General features: G+C 69.1%; 23 protein-coding genes and 1 tRNA gene. 6 read left to right on the top strand and 18 right to left on the bottom strand.

What is annotated here, in order from left to right:
• Nucleotides 1-76: 76 nt before the first annotated feature.
• The 7 genes from JQS43_RS05645 to JQS43_RS05675 form a co-directional block, all read right to left on the bottom strand.
• Complete coding sequence (locus JQS43_RS05645; RefSeq protein ID WP_239678005.1) at nucleotides 77-2,779, bottom strand: exo-rhamnogalacturonan lyase family protein; 2,703 nt, start codon at nucleotides 2,777-2,779, stop codon at nucleotides 77-79.
• A 4-nt stretch (nucleotides 2,780-2,783) separates the two neighbouring features.
• Nucleotides 2,784-3,674, bottom strand: coding sequence for a carbohydrate ABC transporter permease (locus JQS43_RS05650; protein ID WP_239678006.1), 891 nt, complete (start codon nucleotides 3,672-3,674; stop codon nucleotides 2,784-2,786).
• Nucleotides 3,674-4,666: an ABC transporter permease gene (locus JQS43_RS05655; protein ID WP_239678007.1), complete on the bottom strand. Its 993-nt coding sequence runs from the start codon at nucleotides 4,664-4,666 to the stop codon at nucleotides 3,674-3,676. Before JQS43_RS05655 ends, JQS43_RS05650 begins: the two co-directional genes overlap by 1 nt.
• 76 nt (nucleotides 4,667-4,742) lie before the next feature.
• Entirely contained in the window at nucleotides 4,743-6,275 is a 1,533-nt protein-coding gene (locus JQS43_RS05660; protein WP_239678008.1) for an extracellular solute-binding protein, read from the bottom strand.
• Nucleotides 6,276-6,327: 52 nt separating this feature from the next.
• Nucleotides 6,328-7,017 (bottom strand): YesL family protein, encoded by a 690-nt coding sequence (locus JQS43_RS05665; protein WP_239678009.1) that lies wholly within the window; start codon nucleotides 7,015-7,017, stop codon nucleotides 6,328-6,330.
• Nucleotides 7,018-7,196: 179 nt separating this feature from the next.
• Nucleotides 7,197-7,868 (bottom strand): DUF1961 family protein, encoded by a 672-nt coding sequence (locus JQS43_RS05670; RefSeq protein ID WP_239678010.1) that lies wholly within the window; start codon nucleotides 7,866-7,868, stop codon nucleotides 7,197-7,199.
• Between the two features lie 70 nt (nucleotides 7,869-7,938).
• Nucleotides 7,939-8,502: a dihydrofolate reductase family protein gene (locus JQS43_RS05675; RefSeq protein ID WP_239678011.1), complete on the bottom strand. Its 564-nt coding sequence runs from the start codon at nucleotides 8,500-8,502 to the stop codon at nucleotides 7,939-7,941.
• Between the two features lie 202 nt (nucleotides 8,503-8,704).
• On the opposite strand from JQS43_RS05675, the gene JQS43_RS05680 reads away from it, so the two are divergent.
• On the top strand, nucleotides 8,705-8,902 hold the full coding sequence (locus JQS43_RS05680) for a hypothetical protein (protein ID WP_239678012.1): 198 nt from the start codon (nucleotides 8,705-8,707) through the stop codon (nucleotides 8,900-8,902).
• Between the two features lie 42 nt (nucleotides 8,903-8,944).
• On the opposite strand, the gene JQS43_RS05685 is transcribed toward JQS43_RS05680, so the two are convergent.
• The gene (locus JQS43_RS05685) at nucleotides 8,945-9,652 is read right to left on the bottom strand and encodes a CPBP family glutamic-type intramembrane protease (protein ID WP_239678013.1); all 708 of its coding nucleotides are present in this window, start codon (nucleotides 9,650-9,652) and stop codon (nucleotides 8,945-8,947) included.
• A gap of 12 nt (nucleotides 9,653-9,664) precedes the next feature.
• Nucleotides 9,665-10,564 (bottom strand): NAD(P)H-binding protein, encoded by a 900-nt coding sequence (locus JQS43_RS05690; protein WP_239678014.1) that lies wholly within the window; start codon nucleotides 10,562-10,564, stop codon nucleotides 9,665-9,667.
• A gap of 116 nt (nucleotides 10,565-10,680) precedes the next feature.
• Here JQS43_RS05690 and JQS43_RS05695 point away from each other — a divergent pair, with 116 nt between their 5' ends.
• Nucleotides 10,681-13,821, top strand: a complete 3,141-nt coding sequence (locus JQS43_RS05695) for an ATP-binding protein (RefSeq protein ID WP_239678015.1) — start codon at nucleotides 10,681-10,683, stop codon at nucleotides 13,819-13,821.
• Here the strand turns inward: JQS43_RS05695 and JQS43_RS05700 are convergent.
• The 5 genes from JQS43_RS05700 to JQS43_RS05720 all read right to left on the bottom strand — a co-directional run bounded on the left by JQS43_RS05700 (nucleotide 13,805) and on the right by JQS43_RS05720 (nucleotide 16,996).
• Nucleotides 13,805-14,527, bottom strand: coding sequence for an ABC transporter permease (locus JQS43_RS05700; protein WP_239679323.1), 723 nt, complete (start codon nucleotides 14,525-14,527; stop codon nucleotides 13,805-13,807). The two genes, JQS43_RS05695 and JQS43_RS05700, sit on opposite strands and share 17 nt — an antisense overlap.
• 17 nt (nucleotides 14,528-14,544) lie before the next feature.
• Nucleotides 14,545-15,486 carry an ATP-binding cassette domain-containing protein gene (locus JQS43_RS05705; RefSeq protein WP_239678016.1) on the bottom strand — a complete coding sequence of 314 codons (942 nt, stop codon included), beginning with the start codon at nucleotides 15,484-15,486 and terminating at the stop codon, nucleotides 14,545-14,547.
• A gap of 99 nt (nucleotides 15,487-15,585) precedes the next feature.
• Nucleotides 15,586-15,939 (bottom strand): substrate-binding domain-containing protein, encoded by a 354-nt coding sequence (locus tag JQS43_RS05710; protein WP_239678017.1) that lies wholly within the window; start codon nucleotides 15,937-15,939, stop codon nucleotides 15,586-15,588.
• Nucleotides 15,900-16,340 carry a type 1 periplasmic-binding domain-containing protein gene (locus JQS43_RS05715; RefSeq protein WP_239678018.1) on the bottom strand — a complete coding sequence of 147 codons (441 nt, stop codon included), beginning with the start codon at nucleotides 16,338-16,340 and terminating at the stop codon, nucleotides 15,900-15,902. The genes JQS43_RS05710 and JQS43_RS05715 overlap by 40 nt, the downstream gene beginning before the upstream one ends.
• Nucleotides 16,337-16,996, bottom strand: a complete 660-nt coding sequence (locus JQS43_RS05720) for an SRPBCC family protein (RefSeq protein ID WP_239678019.1) — start codon at nucleotides 16,994-16,996, stop codon at nucleotides 16,337-16,339. The genes JQS43_RS05715 and JQS43_RS05720 overlap by 4 nt, the downstream gene beginning before the upstream one ends.
• A gap of 105 nt (nucleotides 16,997-17,101) precedes the next feature.
• On the opposite strand from JQS43_RS05720, the gene JQS43_RS05725 reads away from it, so the two are divergent.
• A complete protein-coding gene (locus JQS43_RS05725) occupies nucleotides 17,102-17,695 on the top strand; it encodes a TetR/AcrR family transcriptional regulator (RefSeq protein ID WP_239678020.1) in 594 nt (197 codons plus the stop codon).
• A 120-nt stretch (nucleotides 17,696-17,815) separates the two neighbouring features.
• Here JQS43_RS05725 and JQS43_RS05730 read toward each other — a convergent pair whose 3' ends face one another.
• Both JQS43_RS05730 and JQS43_RS05735 read right to left on the bottom strand, forming a co-directional pair.
• Entirely contained in the window at nucleotides 17,816-19,219 is a 1,404-nt protein-coding gene (locus tag JQS43_RS05730) for a S8 family serine peptidase (RefSeq protein ID WP_239678021.1), read from the bottom strand.
• 749 nt (nucleotides 19,220-19,968) lie between these two features.
• Nucleotides 19,969-20,043, bottom strand: a tRNA-Arg gene (locus JQS43_RS05735).
• Nucleotides 20,044-20,273: 230 nt separating this feature from the next.
• On the opposite strand from JQS43_RS05735, the gene JQS43_RS05740 reads away from it, so the two are divergent.
• Together JQS43_RS05740 and JQS43_RS05745 are read left to right on the top strand one after the other, a co-directional pair.
• Nucleotides 20,274-21,119, top strand: a complete 846-nt coding sequence (locus JQS43_RS05740) for a hypothetical protein (RefSeq protein ID WP_239678022.1) — start codon at nucleotides 20,274-20,276, stop codon at nucleotides 21,117-21,119.
• A 205-nt stretch (nucleotides 21,120-21,324) separates the two neighbouring features.
• Nucleotides 21,325-21,738 (top strand): LPXTG cell wall anchor domain-containing protein, encoded by a 414-nt coding sequence (locus tag JQS43_RS05745; RefSeq protein WP_239678023.1) that lies wholly within the window; start codon nucleotides 21,325-21,327, stop codon nucleotides 21,736-21,738.
• Here JQS43_RS05745 and JQS43_RS05750 read toward each other — a convergent pair whose 3' ends face one another.
• Nucleotides 21,739-22,407: a DUF305 domain-containing protein gene (locus JQS43_RS05750; protein ID WP_239678024.1), complete on the bottom strand. Its 669-nt coding sequence runs from the start codon at nucleotides 22,405-22,407 to the stop codon at nucleotides 21,739-21,741.
• The gene (locus JQS43_RS05755; RefSeq protein WP_239678025.1) at nucleotides 22,407-23,141 is read right to left on the bottom strand and encodes a DUF3105 domain-containing protein; all 735 of its coding nucleotides are present in this window, start codon (nucleotides 23,139-23,141) and stop codon (nucleotides 22,407-22,409) included. The genes JQS43_RS05750 and JQS43_RS05755 overlap by 1 nt, the downstream gene beginning before the upstream one ends.
• 111 nt (nucleotides 23,142-23,252) lie before the next feature.
• Between JQS43_RS05755 and argS the strand changes: the two genes are divergently transcribed.
• Complete coding sequence (argS, locus tag JQS43_RS05760) at nucleotides 23,253-24,914, top strand: arginine--tRNA ligase (RefSeq protein ID WP_239678026.1); 1,662 nt, start codon at nucleotides 23,253-23,255, stop codon at nucleotides 24,912-24,914.
• Nucleotides 24,915-24,944: the final 30 nt, after the last annotated feature.

Genomic DNA, 24,944 nt, shown 5'->3' on the forward strand with positions numbered 1-24,944 from the left:
GATCTTTTCGGAGCTGGTTCCGGGGCCGCTGGCGCGCGCAGCCGTGCTCGTGCGGGGCAGACCGTCGCTGTCGCTGTCAGACGGTCGACCGGTGCGCCGCGGCCTCGTCGAGCGAGTCGCCGATCAGGGCGAGGTTCTGGATCGCGGCCAGGCCGTACTGGGCCGCGTCGTTGGTCCCCAGGTAGGGGGCCTCCTCCACCGGCGCCAGCACGGTCGGGCCGGCCACCCGGTACCGCTGCCAATCGGACTCCCGCTGGAGTCGATTGATGTTGATCTGGTCACCAACATCGTGGCAGAACCCGCGCCAGGCGCGTTCTGCCAGCTCCGGGTCCTCGCTGCTGGCGGCCGCGTACGCGGTCAGCCGGCTGTGCGCCTGGATCAGTGAGATGCCGGTGAGTCGCTGACCGACCGCCCGCTCCTGCTCCGCCGGGGTGGCCAGGTAGAGCCGGCAGTACTCCCGCCACGCCTGGGTGAATCCGGGCGTGGCCAGGGTGGTGCCCTCGGTCAGCGCGATGACCTCCGAACAGATCTCGACCAGGCCGAAGACGGCCGACAGGTGGGAGACCGAGATCTGCTGCCGGGTGGTGTCGAACCGGCCGGTCGTCAGGTCCAGCAGCGCTTCACCGGTCAGGAAACCACGGGGGAGCGCGCCGATGTCGGCCATGGTGCCGAGCAGCTTGTCGCGGGCGCGGGTGTCCCCGGTGCGCTCCCAGGCGGTCAGCCAGGCGGCGGCGAGCGCGCCCCAGTCGGTGCCGAGCCCGATCGCCAGCGCCCGCGGGTCCGGTGTGTACACGTCCCGGCGTACCTTGCGGGTGGCGTCGACCGCCAGCAGCGCCTGCTCGGCGTCGGCCAGCTCGGTGAGCAGGTCACCGGTGCGTTCGTCGGCGGTCAGGTAGTAGTAGATCCGGCGGTAGCCGGCGTTGGAGATCCGCAGCTGCTTCGCGCTGCACCCCCAGTGCTGGACATTGTGGCGGGAGCCCAGACCACGCCAGAGTCCGATGTGGTAGACGTCGACCTCGCCGGTGTGCCGGGTCATCGCTTCGGCGAACCGGAACACATCTCGGCGGCCGCTACGCAGAAATTGGTACCAGAGCCACAGATCCGGTGACAGCTCCGAGTTGTCCCACGCGTAGCCGCCGATGTCGTAGCGCCACTGGTGCCGGTCGGCGTCGTAGGCGTGCATCACGTCGCCGTAGTCCCAGAAGCCGTACCAGCGGCGTTGTTCCCGCTGTCGTTGGTAGAAGTCGAAGACGAAGTCGAGCCGGTCCTCAATGGCCGCCCGGGCCGGGGTGCCCCGGTCGACCGGCGTCCAGTCGCCGAAGACCTGCGCCGCGTGCAGCCGGGCTGGCGCGGCGACCAGCAGCGGTGGGTCGTTGAGCGCGGCGGCGTCGGCGGCGAGCCGGTGCCCCGGTGGGGTGGCCGAGTAGGCCCGTAGCACCAGTTCGTGGGTGCGGGCGATGCCGTGCGGGTCGCCGAAGCCGGGCTCGTAGTCCTCGTAGGTGATCTCCAACCCGTCGAGCTGCGCCTCGTACGTCTCCTGCCCCAGCCCATCGTGGTAGAAGCGCAGGTCCATCGGGTCCGCCGACGGGGACCACAACCAGATCGTTGCGGTCGCGGTCTCGGCGGCCGCGTCGCGGATGTCCAGCCGGGTCGGGTAGGACCGCCAGAAATCCCGCAGCCCGAACCCGAGCCCACCGCTGGGGCCGCCGAGGTAGCCGTAGCCGGCGCTGCGGTCGGCGGCCGGGATGGTGACCCAGCCGGCGTCGGGGCCGGTGCGTTTGCGCAGCGTGAAACCGTCCGGGCTGAGCTGGTCGAGGGTCCAGTCCGCCCAGCGGGGCACCCGGGTGAGCCGGCCGGAGACGGCCGGGTCCCACTGGTCGACCGGGCCGCACGGCTCGCCGGCGAGCTGGGCGGACCGGAACCGCTCACCGGGGTCCCGGCGGAGTCCGGTGATGCCGCGGACCGCTTCGGTCAGGAAGCCGGGGGAGCCGTCCTCGCTGGCGGGCCCGGCCAGTCGGATGTGCCGGTCGTGCGGTTCGTCGCGCATCGGCACGTCGGCCCGCAGCCCCAAGCCGGCGAGGAAGTCCCGGTCAGCGTCGCCGTCCCAGATTAATGAGTGGACCACCCGGACCTGGTCGCTGCCGGCGTAGAAGTAGAGCCGGACGGTGAACGGCAGCCACCGGGGCGCCCGCCCCGGCCGGTCGGCGGGCGGGGCGGCCGGCGCGTGCCGGCCGGTCAACCGGACCACCGCCCGCACCGGGCCGGTCTGCTCGACGGTGACCGTCTCGACTTCGCCCCGCAGCTCCTCCCGGACCTGGCTGCCGGCGCCGTCGGTGACCGGGGTGTCCTGCCAGAGGCTGACCAGTCGCACCGCCCGCACGACCTCCTGACCGGCGCGGGTCGCGGCCTGCAGCAGCATCGGGCCGCTGCGGGGGATCAGCCAGGTCACCTCACCGGTGTCCACAGTCACCGAAGCGTCGGTGGTGACCACCCGCACCGGCCGGGCGGGAGCCGGCGGGGTCGCCGCCGGCACCACCGTGTACGCGTCGGCGGGCTCGGCCTGCGGCCCGAGCGCGTGGGCGGACCACTTCACCGAGCCGTCCGGCCAGGTCGCGGTGGTCCAGCTCTGGCTGGCGACCAGCGGACCGGCCACTCCGCCGGCGCGGACCGCGAACGGCGTGCCCGCGCTCACCGTTCCGCGTGGCCAGGGGACGCCCCAGGTCACGCCCCCGCCGGGCTGCCCCAGCCAGTGAACGGTGGTCGGTAGCTGGTCGGTCATGCTGTCACCCCTTGACTGAGCCGAGCAGGATTCCCTTGGCGAAGTGCTTCTGCAGGAACGGATAGAAGAGCAGGATCGGCACCGTGGCCACCACGATCACGGCGAACTTCAGGCCCTGCTCCGGCGGGATGTAGTTCGGGTCGAGCTGCCCGAGGGTGTTAGCCATGTCGGAGGAGATGGTCATCTGTCGGACGAACATCTGTAATGTCCACTTGCTGGTGTCGCTGATATAGAGCAGCGGGGACATGAAGTCGTTCCAGATCGCGACCGCGTAGAAGAGCGCCATCGTGGCGATGATCGGCTTGGAGAGCGGCAGCACCACCCGCCAGAACACGCCGAGGTCGGTGCAGCCGTCGATCCGCGCCGCCTCCTGCAGCTCCTCAGGTAGCTCCTGGAAGAAGTTCTTGACGATGATCAGATAGAACGGGTTGATCGCCAGCGGCAGGATCAGCGCCCAGTAGGTGTTGAGCAGCCCCAGTTCCCGCACGATCAGGTAGGTCGGGATCATCCCGCCGCTGAAGACCATGGTGAAGATGACCGCCATCAGTATCACGTTGCGGCCGGGCAGGTAGCGCTTGGCCAACGGGTACGCCATGGTGAAGGTCAGCAGCACCTGGATCACCGTGCCGACGGTGGTGACCAGGATGGTGACGATCAGGCTGCGCAGGAAGGTGTCGGTCGAGAAGATGTAGTCGTACGAGTCGGTGACCACATCCCTCGGCCACAGGAAGAACGCCCGGGAGGCGATCTCCGCCTCGCTCGCCAGCGAACCGGCGATGACGTAGATGAACGGCAGGACGGTCACCACCGCCAGGGCCACCAGAAACACGATGTTGGCCGCGTCGAAGACCCGGCTCGCCGTCGTCGGCTTCTGCGCCGTCTTTCTAGACCTCATCAGAAGAGCCCGTTCTGCTTGAACCGGCGCGCCAGCCAGTTGGCACCGAAGATCAGGATGATGCCGACCACCGCCTTGAACAGCCCGACCGCGGTGGAGTAGCTGTACGCACCCTGCGTGATGCCGAGGAAGTAGACGTAGGTGTCGAAGACCTCGGCCACCGACCGGTTCAGGGCGTTGGTCATCAGGTAGATCTGCTCGAACCCGGTGTCGAGCAGGTTGCCGGACATCAGGATCGCCATGATCACGATGGTGGACTGGATCGCCGGCAACGTGATGTGGCGCATCTGCTGCCACCGGTTCGCACCATCGATCCGGGCCGCCTCATAGAGGTTGGGGTTCACCCCGGCCAGCGCCGCGAGGTAGATGATCGTGCCCCAGCCGGTCGATTTCCACAGGGTCTGCAGGATGATCAGTGGCCGGAACCAGTCCGGGTCGGCGAGGAAGTTGAACCGCGCGCCGAACAGCGAGTTCATCAGCTGGGTGATCGGACCGACATCCAGCGCGAACAGCAGGTAGGTCAGCGCGGCCACGATCGTCCAGGAGAGGAAGTGTGGAATGTAGATCGAAGACTGGATCGCCCGCTTGAGGATGCTCAAGCGGATCTCGTTCAGCAGCAACGCGACCACGATCGGAGCCGGGAAGACGAAGATCACGTTGAGCAGCGCCAGCAGCAGCGTGTTGCGGAGGATCCGGAAGAAGTCCGGGCTGGTGAAGAGCGTCTCGAAGTGCTTCAGGCCGACCCACGGACTGCCGGAGAAGCCGAGGAACGGCAGGTAGTCCTGGAACGCGATGGTCACCCCGTACATCGGGGCGTACTTGAAGATCGCGAAGTAGACCACGCCCGGCACCAGCAACACGTAGAGCCACGCATGCCGGAGCATCCGTACCCGTAGCGGCGCCTGTTGTCGCTTGGGACGCGGCTTGTCGGGCTTGTCCTTGGCCGCGGCCCGAGCGCCCGCTGCGACGGTGACCGGGGAATTGTCGGCCATGCCGGCTCCTTTGAGTATGTGCCATGGTCGCGAGGGGTGGGGTCGGCCGGATCGCTCCGGCCGACCCCGGATCGACTCAGTCCAGCTGTGCGTAGAGCTCGTTCATCTCGTCCACCACCTGCTGGCCGCCCTCGGCGTACCAGCGTTCGATCTCGGCGGCGAGTCCGTCCTCATCGATCTGCCCGGCGAGGTACTGGATCCGCGCGTCGGCGATGATCAGATCGAGCTGGGCGCCCCGGGTCACGTAGGTCTCGGAGACCAGCGGCTGCGCGGGGTTGTGGACGGCGGTCGCCAGGTCGCTCTCGTGCACCTCCTGGCGGTGGTCCCACAGCTCCCGCTCCGGGCCGCCCTCGGGCAGCACGTCGTAGGCCAGCCAGCCGTTGGACTGGGTGCCCAGCTGCGCGAACGAGGTCACGTCGTTGCGGAGGACCTCCACGTCCGAGTCGCCGCCCTCGATCGGCACTGCGAAGCCGTCCTGCACCTCGAAGTTGCGCCCCTCGATACCGTTGTTGAGCAGGATCTGCGCCTCCTGTGAGCTCATCGCATCCAGTACCGAGAGCACCTCGTCCAGCTCCTCCTCGGTCTGCACGCTCTGCCGGGAGATCGCCAGGAAGCCGTTGTAGCCGATCGTCGGGTACGAGCGCAGTACGCCGTCCGGGCCGGCCAGGTTGCCGGTCATCGCCACGTAGTCGCCGTAGTTGTCGGGGTCCTGATCCTTGAACAAGTTCATGATCACGCCGGCCCGGGAGCTTACGTCGATGATGATCCCGCCCTGGCCGTTGAAGAACGGCTGATCCCAGGTACCGCTGTCCATGGTCGCGAAGTCCGAGTTGATCAACCCTTCGTCGATCATCTGCTTCACGAACTGGTTGGCCGCCAGGAACTCCGGCGTGTCGAAGCCGGGCACTAGCTGGCCGCCCTGCTCGCCCCAGCCGTTGGGCGCCCCGAACCAAGTCTCGATCACGTCGTACGGGCTGGCGGTGGCGTAGCCGCCGGGCCACTGCGGGATCACCACGCCGTACGTGTCGTCGTCGCCGCTGTCGTTCGGGTCGTCCTCGGTGAACGCCCGCGCGATGTCATAGAGGTCGTCGGTGGTCTCCGGCAGCTCCAGGCCAAGGTTGTCGAGCCAGTCCTGGCGGATGATCACTGCGGTCCGCATCGGGTCGCGGAGCCGGAAGACGCCGTAGTTGTCGCCGTTGATGGAGGAATTGAGCAGGATCTGGTCGTCCTCGGCGGTCAGGTTCGGGTAGTCCGCCAACTTGTCGGTGAGGTCCCAGAACGCGCCGGCCTGGGCGGACTGCACGAACGCCGGCACCTTGCCCTGCACCACCATGACGTGCGGCAGGTCGTCGGAGGCGAGGGTGACCGTCATCCGGTCGTTGTAGTCGGAGTTCGGCACCCAGGTGAGGTCGAGCTCCTTGCCGATCATCTCCTCGACGGCCTGTTGCAGCTCACTGTCGGCGGCCGGCGCCTGGCTGCCCAGCAGCGGCACCATCATCGAGATCGTGTCGAGGTCGGCTGGTTCGTCGTCACCGCAGGCGGTCAGGCCGACGGCGGCGACGGCGGCGCACGCGGCTCCCGCGGTCAAGCGCCGGGTCAGGGGTGTCATGTCGATGTCGTTCCTTTCGGTCGGTGCTGATCGTCGTTTTGAGCCACGGCGATCAGCGGATTCGCAGGGGTTGGGTGGGCAGCGCCAACGGCGCTCGGGGGGGACCCGTGGTCGCGGGTCCGATGTTCGGGTCGGCGAGCCGTCGCTCGTTCTCCTCGAAGAACCGGACGCACAGCCAGGTGTTGGTGTGTAGCCAGGCCCCGATGGAGATGAACAGCAGCAGCACCGGCGCGGCCGCGGTGATGAACGCGGCGGTGGCGAAGATGGCCAGCAGCAGCACGGTCGATGCCGGGCGGGCCAGCGCCACCCGGCTGGCGTGGAAGAAGTAAGACCACAGTGGAAGCTGGTAGTGGGCGTAGAGCGGACCGACGTAGCAGCCCACGGCGATCGCCAGCACGCAGGCGACGAGGGTCACCAGCCGGACGGCGCTGGCGTCGGGCCCGAGCGCCGAGAAGAATGAGTAGTTCGACCACAGCGCGAGGATCACGAAGACTACGGGCAGTATGACCACCGAACCGCGGAGTACCTCCCGCCACCAGATGACCGCGAAATCCCGGGCTTGAATCGATTCACCCAAGGTTCGCCGCCGCGCCAGCACGCAGGCGGCGACCGTGGCCGGGCCGATACCGAAGACCACCCCGCCGAGCAGCGTGAAGACCAGCCACAGCGCGTTGAGCGCGGCGCACCACGCCACCGTCGACGTAGCGGAGTGCAGCCGCGCGCTCCAGTGCCCCTCGGTCATCGCTGCCTACCGCCCCTCAGCCCTAGGTAAGCGCTTTCCTGGCGCGGCAGCGCGGTCACCATCCAACTTGCGGTCAACGGTCGACTCCCTTCACCGGGGGAGGCCTGGTTCCCTCATCAGCCCAGTGGCGTGACCATAGTTATGAAACGCTTCAAAATCAACACCGTACGGCGGACTTGTTACCAGGTTGCTACGCGGAGATTCGCGTACTCGCCGATCATGGGCGTCATCTGGCGGAATCCGATCTTGCCCCCGGTGAGCGGAGGGCCACCCAGCGTGCCATCGTCTCGCCACCGGAACGACACCACATCATCCACCTGGAAGCCGACCTCGCCGTCGCGCACATCCACCCGGATCCGGTACGGCCCCGCCGCGTCCAGCACCCCTGGCAGCGGGTCGGCCCCCTGCGCCACCAGATGGAACCCGTAGCTCTTGCGCAGATTGCAGGTGTGGAACCGGCGCTCGGCCTCCCACCGGCGCCGGAAGTACGAAACGTGGTAGGCGTCGATGTCGCCGTGGTGGTACTGGTCGTACGGGCCGCTCCGGGCCGCCAGCCCAGGATCGAAGAGGTCCTCGCCGCCCCGGCCGCGGGCGTGGAAGAAGAGGATGCACAGCCCGGGCTCGCGGAGCGGCCAGAAATCCCACGAGATCGACACATCTGCCGGCAGCTCCTCGGGGCACCACAGGACGATGTTGGCGGCCTGACCGTCCTCGGCCGGGCGGGTGCCTTCCAACCGCAACCGCCGCTGCGGGAAGCTGACCGCACCCTCCCCCTCGAGCCGAAAGCCGGTCAGGTCCGCCTCGCTCGCCAGCGGATTGGCGTAGAGCTGGGTCGTCGGTTCCGGGTCCATCCCCGGATCATCACACGCCCGCCTGCCCGCCCCGCGCGGTGCGGCGGCGGGTGCGGGCACCGGGCGCGGCTCAGCGCACGACGTCGAAGATCTGCTTCTGGATGCCGTTGCCGTAGGCCTCGTGTTCTACCAGTCGCAACCGGGTGGCGTCCCGGTCAGCCTCGCTGAACAGCCGCTTCCCCGCCCCGAGCAGCACCGGAAACACCAGCAGGTGGTAACGGTCGACCAGGCCGGCGTCGGCGAGCGAGCGCCCCAACTCGGCGCTGCCGTGCACCGCGATCGGCCCACCCTCGGTCTGCTTGAGCGCCGCGACCTCGTCCAACGACCGCAGGATCGTGGCCGGCCAGCCCGGGTCGTGGGCTTCGAGGCCGGTCGAGACCACGTACCTTGGCATCGCGTTGTACTCGGCGAACTCATCCATGGTCGGCCAGACCGGCGCGAACTCCTGGTAGGTGCGCCGACCCAGCAGCAAAGCCGTGGTCTCGGACTGCTCCCGGCCCTTGATCTCGTACGCCGCCTCGTCGAACTCGATGTCCTTGAAGGTCCAGCCGGCGTTGCGGTAGCCGGTGCCCCCGCCGGGGGCCTCCATCACGCCGTCAACGGAGACGAACGCGGTGACGATCAGTGTACGCATGGTAAAGCTCCTGCTTCCTGATGGATCGAGAACCAGCTGACGATTACTCCGTCGGTTGGGCGGGGCGCAACTCGACACCGGCCGGAGGTTTTTTCGACGGGTTCAGCGCTGGCGAAAGCCCCCAGGTAACCCGGCACGGCATAGAGTAGTATTTTCGTGACAGGCAGTGGGGTTGGGTGTGGCCAACGGAGGGCAGGCGGTCATGGCCGATGGCGCGCGGACGGTCGGCAACAACAATGCCGGCGCGTTCGGCTTCGCGTACCTAGTGGCCGCGGTGGGCGCAGCGGTCTACTTCATCGGTGAGAGCAGCGGTTTCTGGGGCGTTATCCTCGCGATCCTCAAGGCCCTGGTCTGGCCGGCGTACCTGGTCTACGGCGTGCTCGACGCGCTCAGCCTGTAAGGGCCCCAGCCGGCGCCGTTCGCCTCGCCGACCGGGCCCCGGTCAGCGAAGCAGCAGCACCGGCAAGAGCAGCAGCATCAGCAGCGACCAGGTGACGTGGGTGATGACCGGGGCGAGGATGCCGCCGGAGGCCCGGCGTTGCAGGCCCAGCACCACCCCAACCACGGCGGCGGCGAAGACCAGCATCAGGTTGCCGGTCGCCACGGTGGCGAGTGCGTACGCCACCGTCGAGATCAGCACCGGCGAGCGGCGGCCGATCGCGGCGAACAGGCCGCCCCGGAAGAAGAGCTCCTCGGCGACCCCGTTCACCACGGCGATCACCACCACGACCGCCAAATTGCCGTAGGTGGCGTACGCGAGCACGTCGTCTACGTAGCCCCGCAGCAGCGGGACCGCCCGGATCACCAACGCGCCCACCACGAAGACGACGGCGAGCGTCGCCCCCACCACGACCGGGGTGAGCACCGGCCGCCGAAACCGTCGACCCACCTGGACATAACCGAGGTGGAGCGGCCCACTGAGCAGCCCACCTACCGCCCATACCAGGGCGAGCAGGGCGGTCAGCCAGTAGAACCGGTCATCGCCCGGCTCGACCCGCAGCGATACCCCGAGCAGCCCGGCCCCGATCAGGAACGTCGTTGCCACCACCAGTCGACGGCGGCGGAAGGCGCGGTCCGGCTCGGTGTGATCCCGCGGCACCCGGGTGATGAGTGCTCGGTGGAACGCGGTCCGCAGCCAGTCGACGGTCATCACCGGTCACGGTTACGAGGCGCTGGCGCGGTCGCGGTCCGCCAGCGCGAGCCGGACCGCCTCGTCGTAGCCGATCGGCTCGCCCGGCAGCAGCTCCCGAATCGAGTGTTCCCGCACGATCGCCTCGGTAGTCATCGAGTCGACCAGATTCCGCGCAGTGGCCAGGTCCACATCGGTCACCAGCGCTAACCATGCTGACGACAGTCGCGGAGTGAGTAATGGCACCGAGAGGTTGGGCAGCGGTCTACCTCGCACCTGGGCCGCCCGCTGCAACATGTCGAGGTAGCGCAGCACCTCCGGGCCCCCGACCTCGTACGTTTGCCCGCGCGCCTCGGCCGGCTCCAGCACCCCGACCAGGTAGTTGATCAGATCCGGCAGCGCGATCGGTTGGGTTCGGGTCCGCACCCACTGCGGCGTCACCAGCGCCGGCAGGTGGTCCACCAGCTGCCGGGTGATCTCCCAGGAGATGCTGCCGTGCCCGACCACCACCGCCGCCCGCAGCGCGGTCACCGGCACCGGGCCGGCCTGCAGAATCCGCTCGACCTCACGGCGGGAGCGCAGATGAGCGGAGAGTTGCTCGTCGTCTGCGCCCAGCCCGCCAAGGTAGATCACCCGCTCTAGGCCGGCATCGCCCGCGGCGGCGGCGAAGGTCCTCGCCCCGGCAGCGTCCCGCGCTTCGAAGTCGGCCGACCCCAACGAGTGCACGAGATAGTAAGCCACCTCGACCCCGCGCAGCGCGGCGTCGAGGCTCGCCCGGTCAGCTACGTCTCCGCGTACCGCGGATCCCGGGCCGGCGTAGCGCTCCGGGTGGCGGGTCATGGCCCGGACGTCGTACCCAGCTCCGACGAGCGCGTCCGCCAGCCGGGAGCCGATGAAGCCCGACGCCCCCGTCACCAGAACAGTCTTTCCCATCACCTCATCCTTACCCACCCGGCGCCCGGAGGTAGCGCACTCCTGCCGCCGGTCCGGGTGGGGCCGGCGCCGCGTCAGCAGCGGAGGCAGCTGATCAGCCGTGGCAGAATCGGCAGGTGCGGATCGGGATGCTGGGACCGTTCGAGGTGCGTGCGGACGACGGCACCCGTGCCGATGTTCCGGGCGCCCGGCTGCGTGGGCTACTGGTCGCGCTCGCGCTCGAGCACGGTCGCACTGTCCCGAGGCCGACGCTGGTGTCCTGGATCTGGGGTGAGAACCCGCCCACTGATGCGGCCAATGCCCTGCAACGTCTGGTTTCTCGGCTCCGGAAGGCGCTGCCGGAAGGGGCGGTGGCGGGGCAGCCGGGCGGCTACCGGTTGCGAGTGTCGCCGGACGACGTCGATGCCGTGCGGTTCGAGCGCCTCCTCGCCCAGGCCCGGGGCGAGGCGGATCCGCGCCGGCTGCGTGAGGCCCTCGCGCTGTGGCGCGGTGCCGCGATGCAGGACGTCGGTTTGCCGCAGAGCCCGGCGTTCGACGCGGCGGTTGCGCGGCTCGAGGCGCTGCGCCTGACCGCACTGGAGGATTGGTTCGACGCGGAGATCAGCCTCGGCCGCGGTCCGGAGCTGGTCGCGGAGCTGACCGACCTGGTGGCCGAGCATCCGCTGCGGGAGCGACTGGTCGCTGCCTTGATGCGGGCGCTGGTCGCCACCGGTCGCGACACCGAGGCGCTGCTCTTGTATGAGCGTACGAGGGAAGTCCTCGCCGACACCCTGGGGGTCGACCCTTCGCCGGAGCTGTCGGCGTTGCATGTCGGGTTGCTGCGGGGTGAGTTGGGCCGCCGGGAGGTGAAACGGGAAACCAACCAGACCAACATCCGTGCCGAGCTGACCAGTTTTGTCGGCAAGGGCGCCGATGTCACCGCGGTCCGGGGACTCCTCGCCGGGCATCGGCTGGTCACCCTGAATGGGCCGGGTGGCGCCGGGAAGACCAGACTCGCCACGGAGACCTCCCGCACGCTGCTCGGCGAGTTGCCGGATGGGGCCTGGCTGGTGGAGCTCGCCGCTATCGGCACCGACGGTGACGTGGCGCAAGCGACGCTCGCCGCGCTCAGTCTGCGGGATGCGTTCCTCGGCGGGGCGCCGGAGGCAGCGCCGACGGACCGGGTGGTCGCCGCGATCCGGGAGCGGGAGATGTTGCTGATCCTGGACAACTGTGAGCACGTGATCGAGTCCGCGGCGAGCTTCGCCCACCGGGTTCTCGGGGAGTGCCACCGGCTGCGGATTCTCGCGACCAGCCGGGAGCCGCTCGGCATCACCGGTGAGGCACTGTGGTCGGTCGCGCCGTTGGCCCTCCCCGGGGAGGATCTCGAACCCGCCGAGATCGACTCGGTTGCGGCGGTCCGGCTGCTGCGGGACCGGGTCGGCGCGGTGCGCAAGGACCTCGCTACCGACGCCCACACACTGTCGACGATGGCTCGGATCTGCCGGGCGCTGGACGGGATGCCGCTGGCGATCGAGCTCGCGGCGGCCAGGTTGCGCACCATGTCCCTCGTCCAACTCGCCAATCGGCTCGACGACCGGTTCCGGTTACTGACCGGCGGTAGCCGGACCGCGCTGCCGCGGCACCGGACGCTGCGCGCGGTGGTCGACTGGAGCTGGGAGCTGCTCACCGACGCGGAACGGACCGTCCTGCGCCGGCTCTCGGTGTTCGCGGGCGGTGCGAGCCTGGAGGCCGCCGAGCGGGTCTGCCCGGGCGACGTAGTCGAGCCGGATCAGGTGCTCGAGTTGCTGACCGCGCTGACCGACAAGTCGTTGGTGGTGTCCGAGGGGGACCGGGTCCCGCGCTACCGGATGCTGGGCACGATCAAGGAGTACGCCGCGCAGCGGCTCGCGGAGGTCGGGGAGTCCGACCTGGCCCGCCGCGCGCACCTCGCGTACTTCACCGACCTTGCCGAAACCGCTGAGCCGCACCTGCGCCGCGCCGAGCAGCTGGAGTGGCTCGCCACGCTCGCGGCCGACCACGACAACATCGCTGCCGCGATGCGCGGTGCGCTCGAAGCTGGCGAGGCGGCCGGGGCGATGCGGCTCGCCGCGGCCGCGGGCTGGTACTGGTGGCTCGGCGGGCACAAGGCGGAGGGCAACGAGCTGATCATGGCCGCGGTCTCGCTGCCCGGCGAGGTGCCCGATGAGATCCGGGCCGTGGTGTACACGTTCGTCTCGGGATTCCTGAGCTCCGGGCGGGAGAGTGACCAGCACCAGGCGGCGGAGTGGATCCAGCAGGTGTCCGAGATCCGGCAGCGGGTCCAGGTCCGTCACCCGGCGGTGGCACTCATCGCCGCGCTGGCACCCATGTTGCACGGGCCGGACGCCATGTTGTCCGCGTTCGAGCCGGTGCTCACCGACGAGGATCCTTGGGTACGCGCCCTGGCCCGGCTGCAACTCGGCAAGACCCGGATCCAGCTCGGTCACGGCGGCCGGGATGCCGACGCCTACCTCGAAGCGGCGCTGACCGAGTTCCGGGCGCTCGGCGAACGGTGGGGGATGTCCTTCGCCCTGACCGAGTTGGCCGATCGGATCGCCGTGCGCGGCAACCTCACCGGTGCGTGCGAGCACTACGAGCAGGCGATCGCGGTCGTTACCGAGGTCGGTGCCGTCGAGGATGTCGTGCGGTTGCGATCGCGGCAGGCCCAGCTGTACTGGCTCGCGGGAGCCGAGGAGCCGGCTGCTGCCGCCATGGCCGAGGCGCAGCGGACCGCAAGACAGGTCGCCTGGCCGGAGGCGCTGACCGAGCTGGCCCTGTCGAAGGCGGTGCTCGCCCGGTGGAGCGGCGACACCGAGCTGGCACGCCGGCAGCTCGATGTCGCGACCGGGATGCTCGGCGACGGGGCTGACCGGGCGGGCGTCCGTGCGATGCGGCACGACCTGCTCGGTTACCTCGCCGGGGAGCTCGCCGAGTCCCGCGAACACCGAGCCGCGGCAGTCCGGGCGGCGTCCGAGTCGGGGCATCCACTGGCGATCGCCGAGGCGCTGGTCGGGGTCGCGGATCTGGCGCTGCGAGGCGCGCAGTACGAGCAGGCCGCGCGGCTGCTGTCGGCGAGCGACCTGGTGCGAGGGTTGCCCGATCGTTCCCACCCTGACCGCGCCAGGATCGAACGGAGCGCGCGGAGCCGCCTCGGCGACGCTGGGTTCGCCGAGGCGGCTCGGGAAGGGACACAGACGGGCTGGCAGGAGCTGGTCGCGGTTACGCTCGCTTCCTGAAGGTGGCCGAGGCCCAGAGGTAACCGACGAGGCCGATGCCGATGCACCAGGCGACAGCCGTGATCAGGTCGCTGGTGGCGGGGGCGCCGTTCAGTAATCCGCGCAGGGCTTCGATGATTGGCGTGCCGGGCTGGTACTCGGCGAACTGCCGGACTCCCGGCCCCATCATCTCCGCCGGCACGATCGCGCTGCTGAAGAACGGTAGCATGACCAGCGGCAGGGTGGCCATACCGGCGGTCTGGGTGGACTTCGCCGCCAGGCCCAGCGCAACCGTGAGCCAACCCGCCCCGAAACCGAGCAGCACGACGATGCCGGCAACGCCCAGCCAGTCGAGCAGCCCCGCCGCCGGGCGGAACCCCAGCAGGAAGGCCACCCCGATGAGCGCCGCGATGGCGATCAGGTTGGTCAGCACACTGGCGACGACCTGACCTGTGAGCATCGCACCCCGGGAGATGTCCATGACCTTGAACCGGTTGATGATGCCCTTGGTCATGTCGGAGTTCACCGACAACGCCACGGTGCCCAGTCCGTAACAGACGGCCAGCAGCATCAGCCCCGGTGTCACGTAGTCGACGTATTCGACACCGACATTGAACGCATCCCCGAATATGTAGACGAACATCAACATGATGATGACTGGCATCAGGACCGCGTTCAGTACCGTCATCGGATTCCGGGCGATGTGCTTGAAGTTGCGGCGCAACATCACCAGCGAATGGGACTTCACTTCGCGTCCACCTCCACGTTGTGGCCCGTCAGGGCGAGGAAAACGTCATCAAGGTCGGGGGTGTGCACAGACAGTTCGTCGGCGCTGAGCGAATACTCGTCGAGCCGGTCCAGCAGCGCGCGCAGCGACTTGGTGCCGCCATCGCCGGGGACCCGCAGGGTCAGGGCGTCGTCATCCCGCGTGGAGCCGGTGAGGACCCGCGCAGCCTCGTCCAGTTCGGCAGCGGTGGCGAACCGGAGCCGGACGTGGGTCCCGGGGAACTGCCGTTTGAGATCGTCCGGAGTGCCCTGCGCGACCAGGCGGCCCTGGTCGAGCACCGCGATCCGGTCGGCGAGCTGGTCGGCCTCCTCAAGGTACTGGGTGGTGAGGAAGATGGTCACGCCATCGGCGACCAGATCCCGGATGATCGACCACATCGTCCGACGGCTGCGTGGGTCCAGACCAGTCGTCGGCTCGTCCAGGAAGATGATCCGCGGGTTGCCGACCAGGGTCATCGCCAGATCGAGCTTCCGGCGCATGCCTCCGGAGTAGGTCGAGACCGGCTTGCCCGCCGACTCCACCAGGTCGAACCGCTTGGTCAGATCCGCGATGAGCCGCTTGCCCTCCTTCGCGGGCGCCGGACTCAGATCCACCATCAGCTGGAGGTTCTCCTGCCCCGTCAGCAGTTCGTCGACCGCCGCGAACTGTCCGGTGACTCCGATCGCCGCACGCACCGCTTTGGCCTCGGTCGCCACATCATGGCCGGCGACACGTACCGTTCCGCCGTCGGCGGTCAACAACGTCGTCAGGACGTTCACTGTGGTGGTCTTGCCCGCCCCGTTCGGGCCGAGCAGGGAGAAGACCGTACCGGCGCGAACCTCGAGATCGATGCCGTCGAGCACGACCTTGCCCTTGAAGCTCTTTCGCAGTCCGGAGACCGCAATCGCTGAACTCGTCATGCGACCACGGTCATCGGGCGACCGGCCACCGTCCTGACACGCGCCTGACACGGCCACTGACGCGCACGCCACCTGCGGTGTGACCGGTGGCCGACGGAGCTAGGCGGAGTCGCGCCAGACGATCGGGGTCGGCAGGATCACGCCGCCGGGTTCGATCGTCTCGCCTCGCAGTTGGCGTAGCACCAGGTCGGCGGCGCGGCAGCCGATGTCGTTGGCCGGCTGATGGACAGTGGAGAGTGGCGGCTGGGTGCGCCGTGCCCAGGAGCTGTCGTCGAAGCCGACCACCCCGACCTCCGTGGGCACCGGCCAGCCGGCCTCCCGCAGCGCCTCCAGCGCCCCGGCCGCGACCGCGTCCGAGGCGGCGAAGATGCCGTCGAGTGCCGGTTCCCGGCTCAGCAACTCGCGAAGTCCCGTTACTCCGGAGGCGTAGTCGTAGAGCGGGACCTGCGCCACCAGCCGGGGGTCGAACCGGTGGCCAGCAGCCGCTCGGTGATGGCCCGGGCGGAGCCGACCTTGTCGATGCCGACGAAGGGGATGTCGTTGGCTAGGTCGGGTGGATGGCCGACGAAGGTGGCCGGCAGCCCGAGGTCGGTGACCACCCGGGTGATCGGGTCGTGCACCCGGGCCGAGACGATCACCGCTCCATCCACGAAGCCGCCGCTCAGGTAACGGGCGACTCGTTCGGTGTCGCGCGCCGAGTCCACCACCAGGTTGGCGGTGTTGGGGACGGCTTCCGGGCCGCGGTCTCTGGTCAGCAGACCTTGCTGGAGGCGCTGGCGGGGGCTGAGGAGTCCACGATCGACACTCTGCGCTCGCAGGCGATCCCGGTACAGGACTGAGCTGCGGGTCGTCATTGCGTCCCTGACTCCGCTTCCACTCCGGCGCGCATTCCCGCCAGGGTCTGCTCCATCATTGTGGACATCGTGCGTTCGAGAAAGTTGGTGACGAAGGGCCGGAGCAGCGGGGTGGTGGGCTTCATGGAGTATGTCCAGGTGACCCGGGTCTGCTCACCCTCGGCCGCGAAGGCGAACTCCGCTACGCCGTGGCGGACGGCCAGCCGCTGATGGCTGGTGAAGCCCCAGATCATGTAACGGAACCGTGCCGGAGTGTCTTCGAGGACTTCCTCGGCGAGGTAGTGGCCGTCGGCGAACTCCACCCGCCGCCGGTCGCCGGTGCGGTCGCTCGCCGGGTTCCAGTCACCCCAGATGATCGTGGTGCCGATGACCTCTGGAAAGTCGTCGCCGCCTTCGATGAGGTCGTCGAGTTCCCGCGACGGCTCGTTGTTCCAGGAGTGCACTGCGGCGACCGGCGCATCGATGAGGGTCGAGCGGGTAACCGAGACATAGCCGTCGCTGCCGGCCTCGGGTCGTTCGTCGGTGTAGTCGGGCGGGCTACTCGGTGGTGCCAAGAACGACCAGGTGCCAGCGGTCGCGGTGAGTAGGACGACGCCACTGGCAACGAGGGTGATCCGCCACCGGTGGCGGCGGGTAGAGGTCTTGCTCGAGCTCATGACTACTCCGGGATGGTCGGCGTCGGGGCGAGGTCGGCGTGGTTGACGCTGTCAACCTCACGGTAGTCGCTAGGGTTGACGCCGTCAACCAAGTAGTTTTTACGGATGTGTGACACTCGGGACCGGCTGATCAGCGCCGCAGCGGAGCTGCTCGATCAGGGCGGGCCGGCCGGGGTGACGCTGCGTGAGGTCGGCAGGCGGGCCGGGGTCTCCCACAATGCTCCATACAAGCACTTCGCCGACAAGCGAGACCTGCTAGCCGCGATCGCCGCCGCTGAATTGCGTGGCCTGGCCGACCAGATCGCAGCCATCGCCGGTTACGCCGGCACCGCCCGACTTGAGGCCGTAGCGCATACCTATCTGGCCTGGGCCGCCGCCCGGCCCGCTCGATTCAAGCTCACCTTCGGGACCTGGGTCGGCGACCATGGTGAGCTGGGTTCGGCCGCCACGCTCGCGACTACCGCCCTCTACAACGCGGTGCGCCTCGCTCAGACCGAGGATCGTTCACTCCCCAGCGACACCAGCCGGATCGTGTCTCTGTTGTGGGCGCTTGCCCATGGGGCCGTTGACTTGGAAGCCGCCGGTCACCTCCGCAAGCGCGCAGACTCGCCGAGCGCCGACGAGCTGGTCAAGGCCCTGGTCGCGATGCTGCCCTACCTGCCCGCCGGATCGTCGCACCGCGCCGATCCAAGTCGTTGAGGCGCTGGGGCCACCGGCCAGCGGAGAGCACGGTCGTCAGCGGCTTCGGGTGCCTGGTCAGGGCCGGGGGACTCCTCCCGCCCGCTACCAGCGGGCGGGAGGAACGAAGCCGCAGTGCTCCTACCCGCTGGGCAGCAGGGTGGCGACGGACAGCTCGGCTTCGAGGGTGGCTAGTGCTGCTTGTAGGTCCGGAAGTGGGCCGATGTGCTGGCTGGGGGAGGCGGAGCCTTGCGCCTGGCCGGTGCTCTTGAGTAGGTCAGCGACTTGTTGCGTGGTCCAGGGCGGCTCGCCGGTGGCGCGCAGGTACGACTGGATCACGACCACTGCGGTCGTGACGATCGGCCCGGCACCCGAGGTGCCATTGAAGTCATTGGCGTAACGGGTGTTGTGGTCCCCGGAGACACAGTAGAGGCTGCAGTATCCAGTGGTGACGATCGACTCGCCCCAACCTTGCAGATCGAACCGCGGCCCGTGGTTGGAGAAGGCGAGCCGCGACCGGTCAGTGCTCGAACCTGCCCCGACCAAGATCGAACCGGAGTGGTTGTCGGGCCGGAACCACGGCTGCCCATCCCTGGTATAGGCCGGGTGGTCCGTGCTGTTGTAGCCGTTACCACCGGTGGCGACGACGTTGACCCCCATGGCGGTCAACACCTGGATGGCATCGTGTACCGAGACGATCCACTCCAGCGGGGCGAAACACTGATTATCCCACGTGGGACAATCAGAGTTGGGAATTACCTGCGAAGCCTGCTGCTCCAGCAGCACCACGTCGCCCGGCTGCAGGAAGGAGCCGCCCTGCCCGTCGCCCCGCGCGGCGAGATAAGCCAGCGCCGCCCCGGGCAGCCAGGCCGGATTCGGCGTTCCCGCTTGGGTTGGTGAGATGCCGTACACGTCGGCGTCCGGAACCCCACCGCTGACGCCGAAACCATTCTCAACCGCGACCAGTTGACCGAGTACAGCGGTGCCGTGGTCGTCGCCCCAGCCCTGGTAGCGGGTGAAGATGCCATCGCCGACATCGATCGACCAGTCGAGCTGCAGGTCCTCGTGGAACGGGTTCCAGTCGTACTCCAGATCCACGATCTTGATCCCATCGCCCCGCAGCCGCGGGTCCTGGCGGGTGATCGCCGCACCGATGCCGTTCTGCACGGCCGGTTCGAAGTAGCGCTGCATCACACTGAAGTCCGGCGTGGCCTGTGGTGGCGGCGGAGGTGACTCCGGGACCGGTTCGGCGTACTCGATTTCGGGCAGAGCGGTGAGTTCGGCCCGGAGCTGGTCGGTCTCTGTGCCCGCTGGCAGCGCCACCGTATACCAGGAGGCCAGGTCGGGAATGGTGTCGCCGGCGCGGGACTCGGCTTGTGCGGTGGCTGTCTCCAGCCGGGCGATGGCGTCAGCTGGCAAGAACGGTCGCAGCTCGGTGGCGCCGTGCCGGTCGAGGACCGCCTCGACCCGGGCGAGGCCGAAGCCGCGCTCGCTGCGCAGGTCCTGCTCGGTGCCGCGGACCGTGAGCGCCTCGTTGAACTTCACCTCCAGCAGTACGTCGGGTCGCGGTGCACGCGGTGTGGCGTGGGTCGGAGATGTAAATGCCACAAGACCGACGGCGGTAGTCAGGATGAGCGCTAGCAGGGTTGCCATTAGGCGCCTTAACACGTCGGCGCCTCCTCTCGGGTGGGGGTAGCCGGGGTGAGTTCGTCAGGTCGGCGCGGATACGCCACCTTCGACTGTCTTCTACCTTCTACGCTCAGATCGAGATTGGACTGCTTGACATCGATCAGCGTACGGTTCCGGGAGGGCACAGTACAGTGTGTTTAATATCGCTCTCGCTCCGTCATTGCCGGCGGGTTTCGGAGTCGCTTCGGCCGTTGTTTCCCAATGTGGAGTCTGCCGGCAACCTTCCCGCCTAGCTGGCGTCGCGACGACAGCAGACGCGGCTTGATCACAATGGATCTACCAGGCCGGTGTATGGATCCAACTTCCCGGATCCGGCCGCCATCCTGGTGGACGGCGGCTGGCGCGCTTACGGCACCAACGGTCGTGGCGGCAGCGCACCATCCTGCGCAGCGAAGCTGGCCACCCATCCCCGCCGCCACGAGGTCGCGGCGCGAGCCGCAGCCATCTGGTCGAGACCCCGGTGGTGGAGAGACCCTGGCTGCCCCGAGCGACGATGGGCTTACCTCGATCAGGCAAGGGTTGCGTCCCGTGGCCGGTAAGAGAGTGGCCGGCAAGAGACTAGCCCTTGATCGCGAATCGCGATCAAGGGCTAGAAAAGGTTGGGGTGGTACCCCCGGCAGGATTCGAACCTGCGCTCCCGCCTCCGGAGGGCGGTGCTCTATCCCCTGAGCTACGGGGGCGTACCGAGGTCAAAGCATAGCAGCCGCCACGGGGCCGGCGGCTGGGTGGGCCGGGCCAACGTACGCGGTGCCGGATGGGTCGAGGATCAACCGAACGGGCCGTACCCCTGCCACGAAGGTCTTTCCTGGTCAGCGCCGTCGTCGTGAGGCTGGGGGCGCGTCGGTGGTTGTCGCCTCCGCGTACTCCTGGTGATCATGAGGCGCTTGCTGCTCGTGTCCGGAGAGGTTGCATGAACAAGAACAGAGTTATTCGCGTGGCGGCGATCGTCGCCGGCGGCGTCGTGACTATGGGTGTTTCGGCGCCAGCGGTCGCCCACGAGACCCCGGCGGCGGGGTTCAACGCGGTGCTGCACGGGCCGCATCATGATCGGGTGGTCACCGACGAGGGCTGGCCGGACTGCGCGAACGTCATCGGTGACGCCAGCGACGCCGCCGATGAGCTGGTGAAGCCGGGCTTCGACGTATGGGTGTTCAACGCCCAGAGTCACTCGTTCGACCCGGCGCCCGCCGGTGAGCTGGCGAAGCTGCAGTTCACCGACCCGGACGGTGGCGAGGTGGTGGTGACGGTGCCCGGCGGCGCCGGTAACCCGAGCGGATTCGCCTGGTGGGTGGGTCCGGCAGCGAACCCGAATAAGCTGGCCGTCTCGGTGCCGCAGGGGTGGACGCTGCGGGACGGGGACTTCCTGGTCCAGCGGGGGCCGGGCGGCCCGCTTCGGGTAGTGGTAACGCATACCTGCCCCGACCAGGGCGACGGGACCCCGCCCACTACGCCGCCGACCACCCCGCCGACGACGCCCCCGACTGGGTCTCCGACGACCCCGCCGTCGGCGTCGCCCTCCGCCTCGCCCACGCAGCCGGAGCCGAGCCTGACGCCGACCCCGTCGGCCGCGCCCTCGGGCACTCCGACCGCCCCGCCGGCGCCACCCGGCGACAACGGCCAGGGCGGTGGCCTCCCGGTCACCGGTGGCCAGGTCGGCCTGCTGGCACTAGCGGGGCTCGGCCTGCTGGGCGCCGGAATCGCGGCGATGCTGCTGGTACGCCGTAAGCGAAGCCAATTCGGCCTGAGCGACGGCTGACCCCCGCCCGTCGCTGGCGAATCGCCGTCCGGGTGGATGTGGTTGCGGCCACACCCACCCGGACGGCGATCCTGTGCCCTCGGCCGGAGCTCCCCGATGACGTGACGTCGCGGCAGAGCTGTCGGACTGTGGCCGATCGTCCGATGGTGGGTCCCGATCCCACTGGCAATCATGGGCGCTTGTGGTCAGCAGCAGAGGGGACAGGGTGAAGCGACTCCTCGCCGGTCTGGCGGCCCTGGCCGCCGGTGGTGTGCTGACGGCCGGCTTCGCCGCGCAGGGGGCGGACGCCGCGGCGGCCGCGACTCCCACGGCATCGGTGCCGGCGACCTACGCCGCCGCCACCCCGGAAGCTCCGCTCACCAGCCCCCAGCCGCGGCCGACCGTCGCAGCCGCGACCACCGTCGCCCCGACCGCTGATGGCGTACCGACCCCGTCCGGTCCGGCCGCTACCCCGACGCCCGCGCCTACGGTCGCTCCACCCGAGGAGGAGGATCCGCGGCTGCCCAGGACCGGAGTCCAGGTGGGGGCGCTGGTGCTGCTGGGGTCGGGGATGCTCAGCGGCGGGATCGCCATGCTCGCGGTCCGTCGGCGCCGCTCGATCGAGGGTCTGCTCGACTGATCAACCCGAGTGGTCGGCGGCCTGCTGTTGCAAGTTGCGCAGGACCTCCAGCTCGTGCTGCTGGCCGCTCTTCATCAACTCGGCCAGCCACACCACCTCGGAGTGGTCGGTCAGCTCCAGCACCCCGTCGATCATGTGGATCCCACCGAGGTGGTGGTCGATCATGAGCTCGAGAAACAGCTGGTCGACCGCGATCCCCTCAGCCTCGCGCAGCTCGGCCATCTGGTCCCGGGATGCCATGCCCGGCATCGGGGCGCCGCCCATGGCATCCCCGTCGGGCATCCAGGCCATCGGTGGCTCCGCCGCGGTGGGGCCGAGCTCCCACTCCCGTAGCCACTGATGCATCATCCCGATCTCGCCCTGCTGGTTGGTGGCGATGTCGTAGGCGATCTGACGCACCCCGGGCAGCTCCGCCTCGGTGTACGCGATCATGCCCATCTCGACCGCCTGGTCGTGGTGGGTGATCATGTCGCGGGCGAAGCCGGCCTCGGGGGAGTCGTCGGCCGGGGCCGCGGCTGGGCGTAACGCCAGCACGCCGATCGCGAAGCCCGCCAGCAGCGCGGCGACGACCGCGATCGCAAGGGTGGCCAGGCCGAACCGGCGGGAGCCCAGGGTGGGCTCCGCCGGCCCGGCGTCGTCGTGCGCCATGTCCGCGACCGAGGGCTGCATCAGGCGATCGGGGTCGTGCCGGTGGTGGAGACCCCGCCGTCGCAGCGGGCGTTCGGACCCTCCAGCGAGGAGTTGACCCGCAGTGCCCGGATGAACTCGTTGATCCGGCCGTCGCCAGGGTCGTCGAGCTTCAGTTGGTAGCCCCAGGCCTGCAGCGAGATCGGGGCGTCGAGACTCGGGTACGGGCTCATCATCATCTTCTCGTTGCCCTCGACTAGGCTCGCCAGCCGGTCCACGCCGCTCTCGTCCAGCAGGTCCGGGTTGTAGGTGATCCAGATCGCGCCGTGCTCCAGGCTGTGCACCGCGTGCTCGTTCGCGATCGGGGCCGGGTAGACGTCGCCCTGGCAGTTCTGCCAGATTTCGTTGTGAGGGCCGTACGCGGGCGGGGAGGTGTCGTACTGGACTGGGCCGCTTTGGTGCGCCCGCTGCGCCTCCCCCATGACCGAGTCGTCCTCAGCCCGGTAGTCGATCAGCCCCTCGATCTCGGCGGCCTGCTCCTGCCAAGGCAGCGCTCGCGAGTCCCACTGCGCCCAGAAGGCGTACCCGATGATCCCGGCGGCGAGGAGTCCGACCACCGCGAACATCGCGATCGGGCCCCAGTTACGCTCTTTGCTGACCTTTACCGGAGCGATCGGTTTGCGGCCTTTGCGGGCGGCGCCGCCTTTACCGCGCTTGTCCTGGGAGACTAGCGCCGACTGGTTGCGCCGGTCACCTTTGTTGGTCTTGGTCGTCATGTCTGCGGCCTCGTCAGGTCGGTGTGCAGGGGGTTGCCCGGACAGGTGGACAGACCTGGGGGCCAGGTCACCACAAAGTTATCAAGTAGCCTAACCACGTACCATGGCTACGTGACGCCCGACCAACTTTCCGACCATGTGCTGACCGCGGCCCGCGACGTCTTCGTCGCCCGTGAGCTGGACCCTTCGGTCCTGCCCGCGGCGGTGACGTTGGAGCGACCCCGGAACCCGGAGCACGGCGATTACGCCAGCACGCTGGCGTTGCAGCTGGCGAAGCAGGTGGGGGTGGCGCCCCGCGAGCTGGCCACGGCGCTCGCCGACCGGCTGGGGCGGGTGCCGGGCATCAAGTCGGTGGAGGTGGCGGGGCCGGGCTTCCTGAATCTTCGACTCGAGGCCGCCGCCGCTGGTGAGCTGGCCCGGTTGGTGGTGCAGGCCGGCCCGGCGTACGGGCACAGCCGTACCCTCGCCGGCCAGCGGGTGAATCTGGAGTTCGTCTCGGCGAACCCGACCGGCCCGATCCATCTGGGCGGGGTCCGGTGGGCGGCGGTCGGCGACGCGCTGGGGCGGCTGTTGCGCGCCGCCGGTGCCGAGGTGACGACCGAGTATTACTTCAACGATGCCGGGGCGCAGATCGACCGGTTCGCGCAGTCGCTGCTGGCCGCCGCTCGCGGGCAGGAGGTCCCGGCGGACGGTTACGCCGGGGATTACATCGACGAGATCGCGGCCGCGGTGGCGCAGCGGCAGCCGGCGGTGGCCTCGCTGCCCGACGAGGAGGCCGAGCAGGTCTTCCGCGCCGAGGGCATCGAGCTGATGCTGGCCGAGATCAAACAGTCGCTGGCCGACTTCGGGGTCCGTTTCGATGTCTTCTTCAACGAGAAGGATCTGCACGAGCGGGGCGAGTTGGCGGCGGCGGTGACCCATCTGCGCGAGCACGGCCACGTCTACGAGCACGACGGCGCGCTCTGGCTGCGGACCACCGACTTCGGCGATGACAAGGACCGGGTGTTGATCCGCGGTACCGGCGCGCCGACCTACTTCCTGGCCGACTGCGCGTACTACTACGACAAGCGGCAGGTCCGCGGCTTCGACCGGGTGGTGATCATGCTCGGCGCCGACCACCACGGGTACGTGGGTCGGATGCGGGCGATGGCGAAGTGTTTCGGTGACGACCCGGACCAGACCCTGGAGCTGCTGATCGGGCAGATGGTCAATCTGCTGCGGGACGGCGAGCCGGTGCGGATGAGTAAGCGGCACGGCACGGTCGTCACGCTGGCAGATCTGATGTCCGCGATCGGGGTGGACGCGGCGCGGTACGCACTGGCCCGCTACTCGTCGGATTCGCCGATCGACATCGACATCGCGCTGTGGACCCGGGCCAGCCGGGACAACCCGGTCTACTACGTGCAGTACGCCCATGCCCGGATCGCGTCGCTGTTGCGTAACGCCGCGGAGCTGGGGGTGGTGCGGGGTGACGAGTTCGATCCCGCCTTGCTGGGCCATGAGCGCGAGCACGACCTGCTCAAGGCGCTGGCGGAGTTCCCGCAGGTGGTGGCGACCGCCGCGGAGCTGCGGGAGCCGCACCGGATCGCCCGGTACTGCGAGGAGTTGGCCGGCACCTATCACCGGTTCTACGACTCGTGCCGGGTGTTGCCGCAGGGCGCCGAGCCGGCGACCGAGTTGACGCGGGCCCGGCTGTGGCTGGTGGAGGCGGCCCGGATCGTGCTTGCGAACGGGCTCACCCTGTTGGGGGTCACCGCCCCCGAGCGGATGTGACCGTTGAATCTGGGCCGGGGGTGCCCACGA

The organism is Natronosporangium hydrolyticum (assembly GCF_016925615.1).
Taxonomy (GTDB): Bacteria; Actinomycetota; Actinomycetes; order Mycobacteriales; family Micromonosporaceae; genus Natronosporangium; species Natronosporangium hydrolyticum.

What these genes read in the sequence shown, in the direction of transcription:
- JQS43_RS05645 (WP_239678005.1), bottom strand. Translation starts at nt 2,779, where the DNA reads ATGACCGACCAGCTACCGACCACCGTTCACTGGCTGGGGCAGCCCGGC.
- JQS43_RS05650 (WP_239678006.1), bottom strand. Translation starts at nt 3,674, where the DNA reads ATGAGGTCTAGAAAGACGGCGCAGAAGCCGACGACGGCGAGCCGGGTC.
- JQS43_RS05655 (WP_239678007.1), bottom strand. Translation starts at nt 4,666, where the DNA reads ATGGCCGACAATTCCCCGGTCACCGTCGCAGCGGGCGCTCGGGCCGCG.
- JQS43_RS05660 (WP_239678008.1), bottom strand. Translation starts at nt 6,275, where the DNA reads ATGACACCCCTGACCCGGCGCTTGACCGCGGGAGCCGCGTGCGCCGCC.
- JQS43_RS05665 (WP_239678009.1), bottom strand. Translation starts at nt 7,017, where the DNA reads ATGACCGAGGGGCACTGGAGCGCGCGGCTGCACTCCGCTACGTCGACG.
- JQS43_RS05670 (WP_239678010.1), bottom strand. Translation starts at nt 7,868, where the DNA reads ATGGACCCGGAACCGACGACCCAGCTCTACGCCAATCCGCTGGCGAGC.
- JQS43_RS05675 (WP_239678011.1), bottom strand. Translation starts at nt 8,502, where the DNA reads ATGCGTACACTGATCGTCACCGCGTTCGTCTCCGTTGACGGCGTGATG.
- JQS43_RS05680 (WP_239678012.1), top strand. Translation starts at nt 8,705, where the DNA reads ATGGCCGATGGCGCGCGGACGGTCGGCAACAACAATGCCGGCGCGTTC.
- JQS43_RS05685 (WP_239678013.1), bottom strand. Translation starts at nt 9,652, where the DNA reads ATGACCGTCGACTGGCTGCGGACCGCGTTCCACCGAGCACTCATCACC.
- JQS43_RS05690 (WP_239678014.1), bottom strand. Translation starts at nt 10,564, where the DNA reads ATGGGAAAGACTGTTCTGGTGACGGGGGCGTCGGGCTTCATCGGCTCC.
- JQS43_RS05700 (WP_239679323.1), bottom strand. Translation starts at nt 14,527, where the DNA reads ATGTTGCGCCGCAACTTCAAGCACATCGCCCGGAATCCGATGACGGTA.
- JQS43_RS05705 (WP_239678016.1), bottom strand. Translation starts at nt 15,486, where the DNA reads ATGACGAGTTCAGCGATTGCGGTCTCCGGACTGCGAAAGAGCTTCAAG.
- JQS43_RS05715 (WP_239678018.1), bottom strand. Translation starts at nt 16,340, where the DNA reads ATGACGACCCGCAGCTCAGTCCTGTACCGGGATCGCCTGCGAGCGCAG.
- JQS43_RS05720 (WP_239678019.1), bottom strand. Translation starts at nt 16,996, where the DNA reads ATGAGCTCGAGCAAGACCTCTACCCGCCGCCACCGGTGGCGGATCACC.
- JQS43_RS05725 (WP_239678020.1), top strand. Translation starts at nt 17,102, where the DNA reads ATGTGTGACACTCGGGACCGGCTGATCAGCGCCGCAGCGGAGCTGCTC.
- JQS43_RS05740 (WP_239678022.1), top strand. Translation starts at nt 20,274, where the DNA reads ATGAACAAGAACAGAGTTATTCGCGTGGCGGCGATCGTCGCCGGCGGC.
- JQS43_RS05750 (WP_239678024.1), bottom strand. Translation starts at nt 22,407, where the DNA reads ATGCAGCCCTCGGTCGCGGACATGGCGCACGACGACGCCGGGCCGGCG.
- JQS43_RS05755 (WP_239678025.1), bottom strand. Translation starts at nt 23,141, where the DNA reads ATGACGACCAAGACCAACAAAGGTGACCGGCGCAACCAGTCGGCGCTA.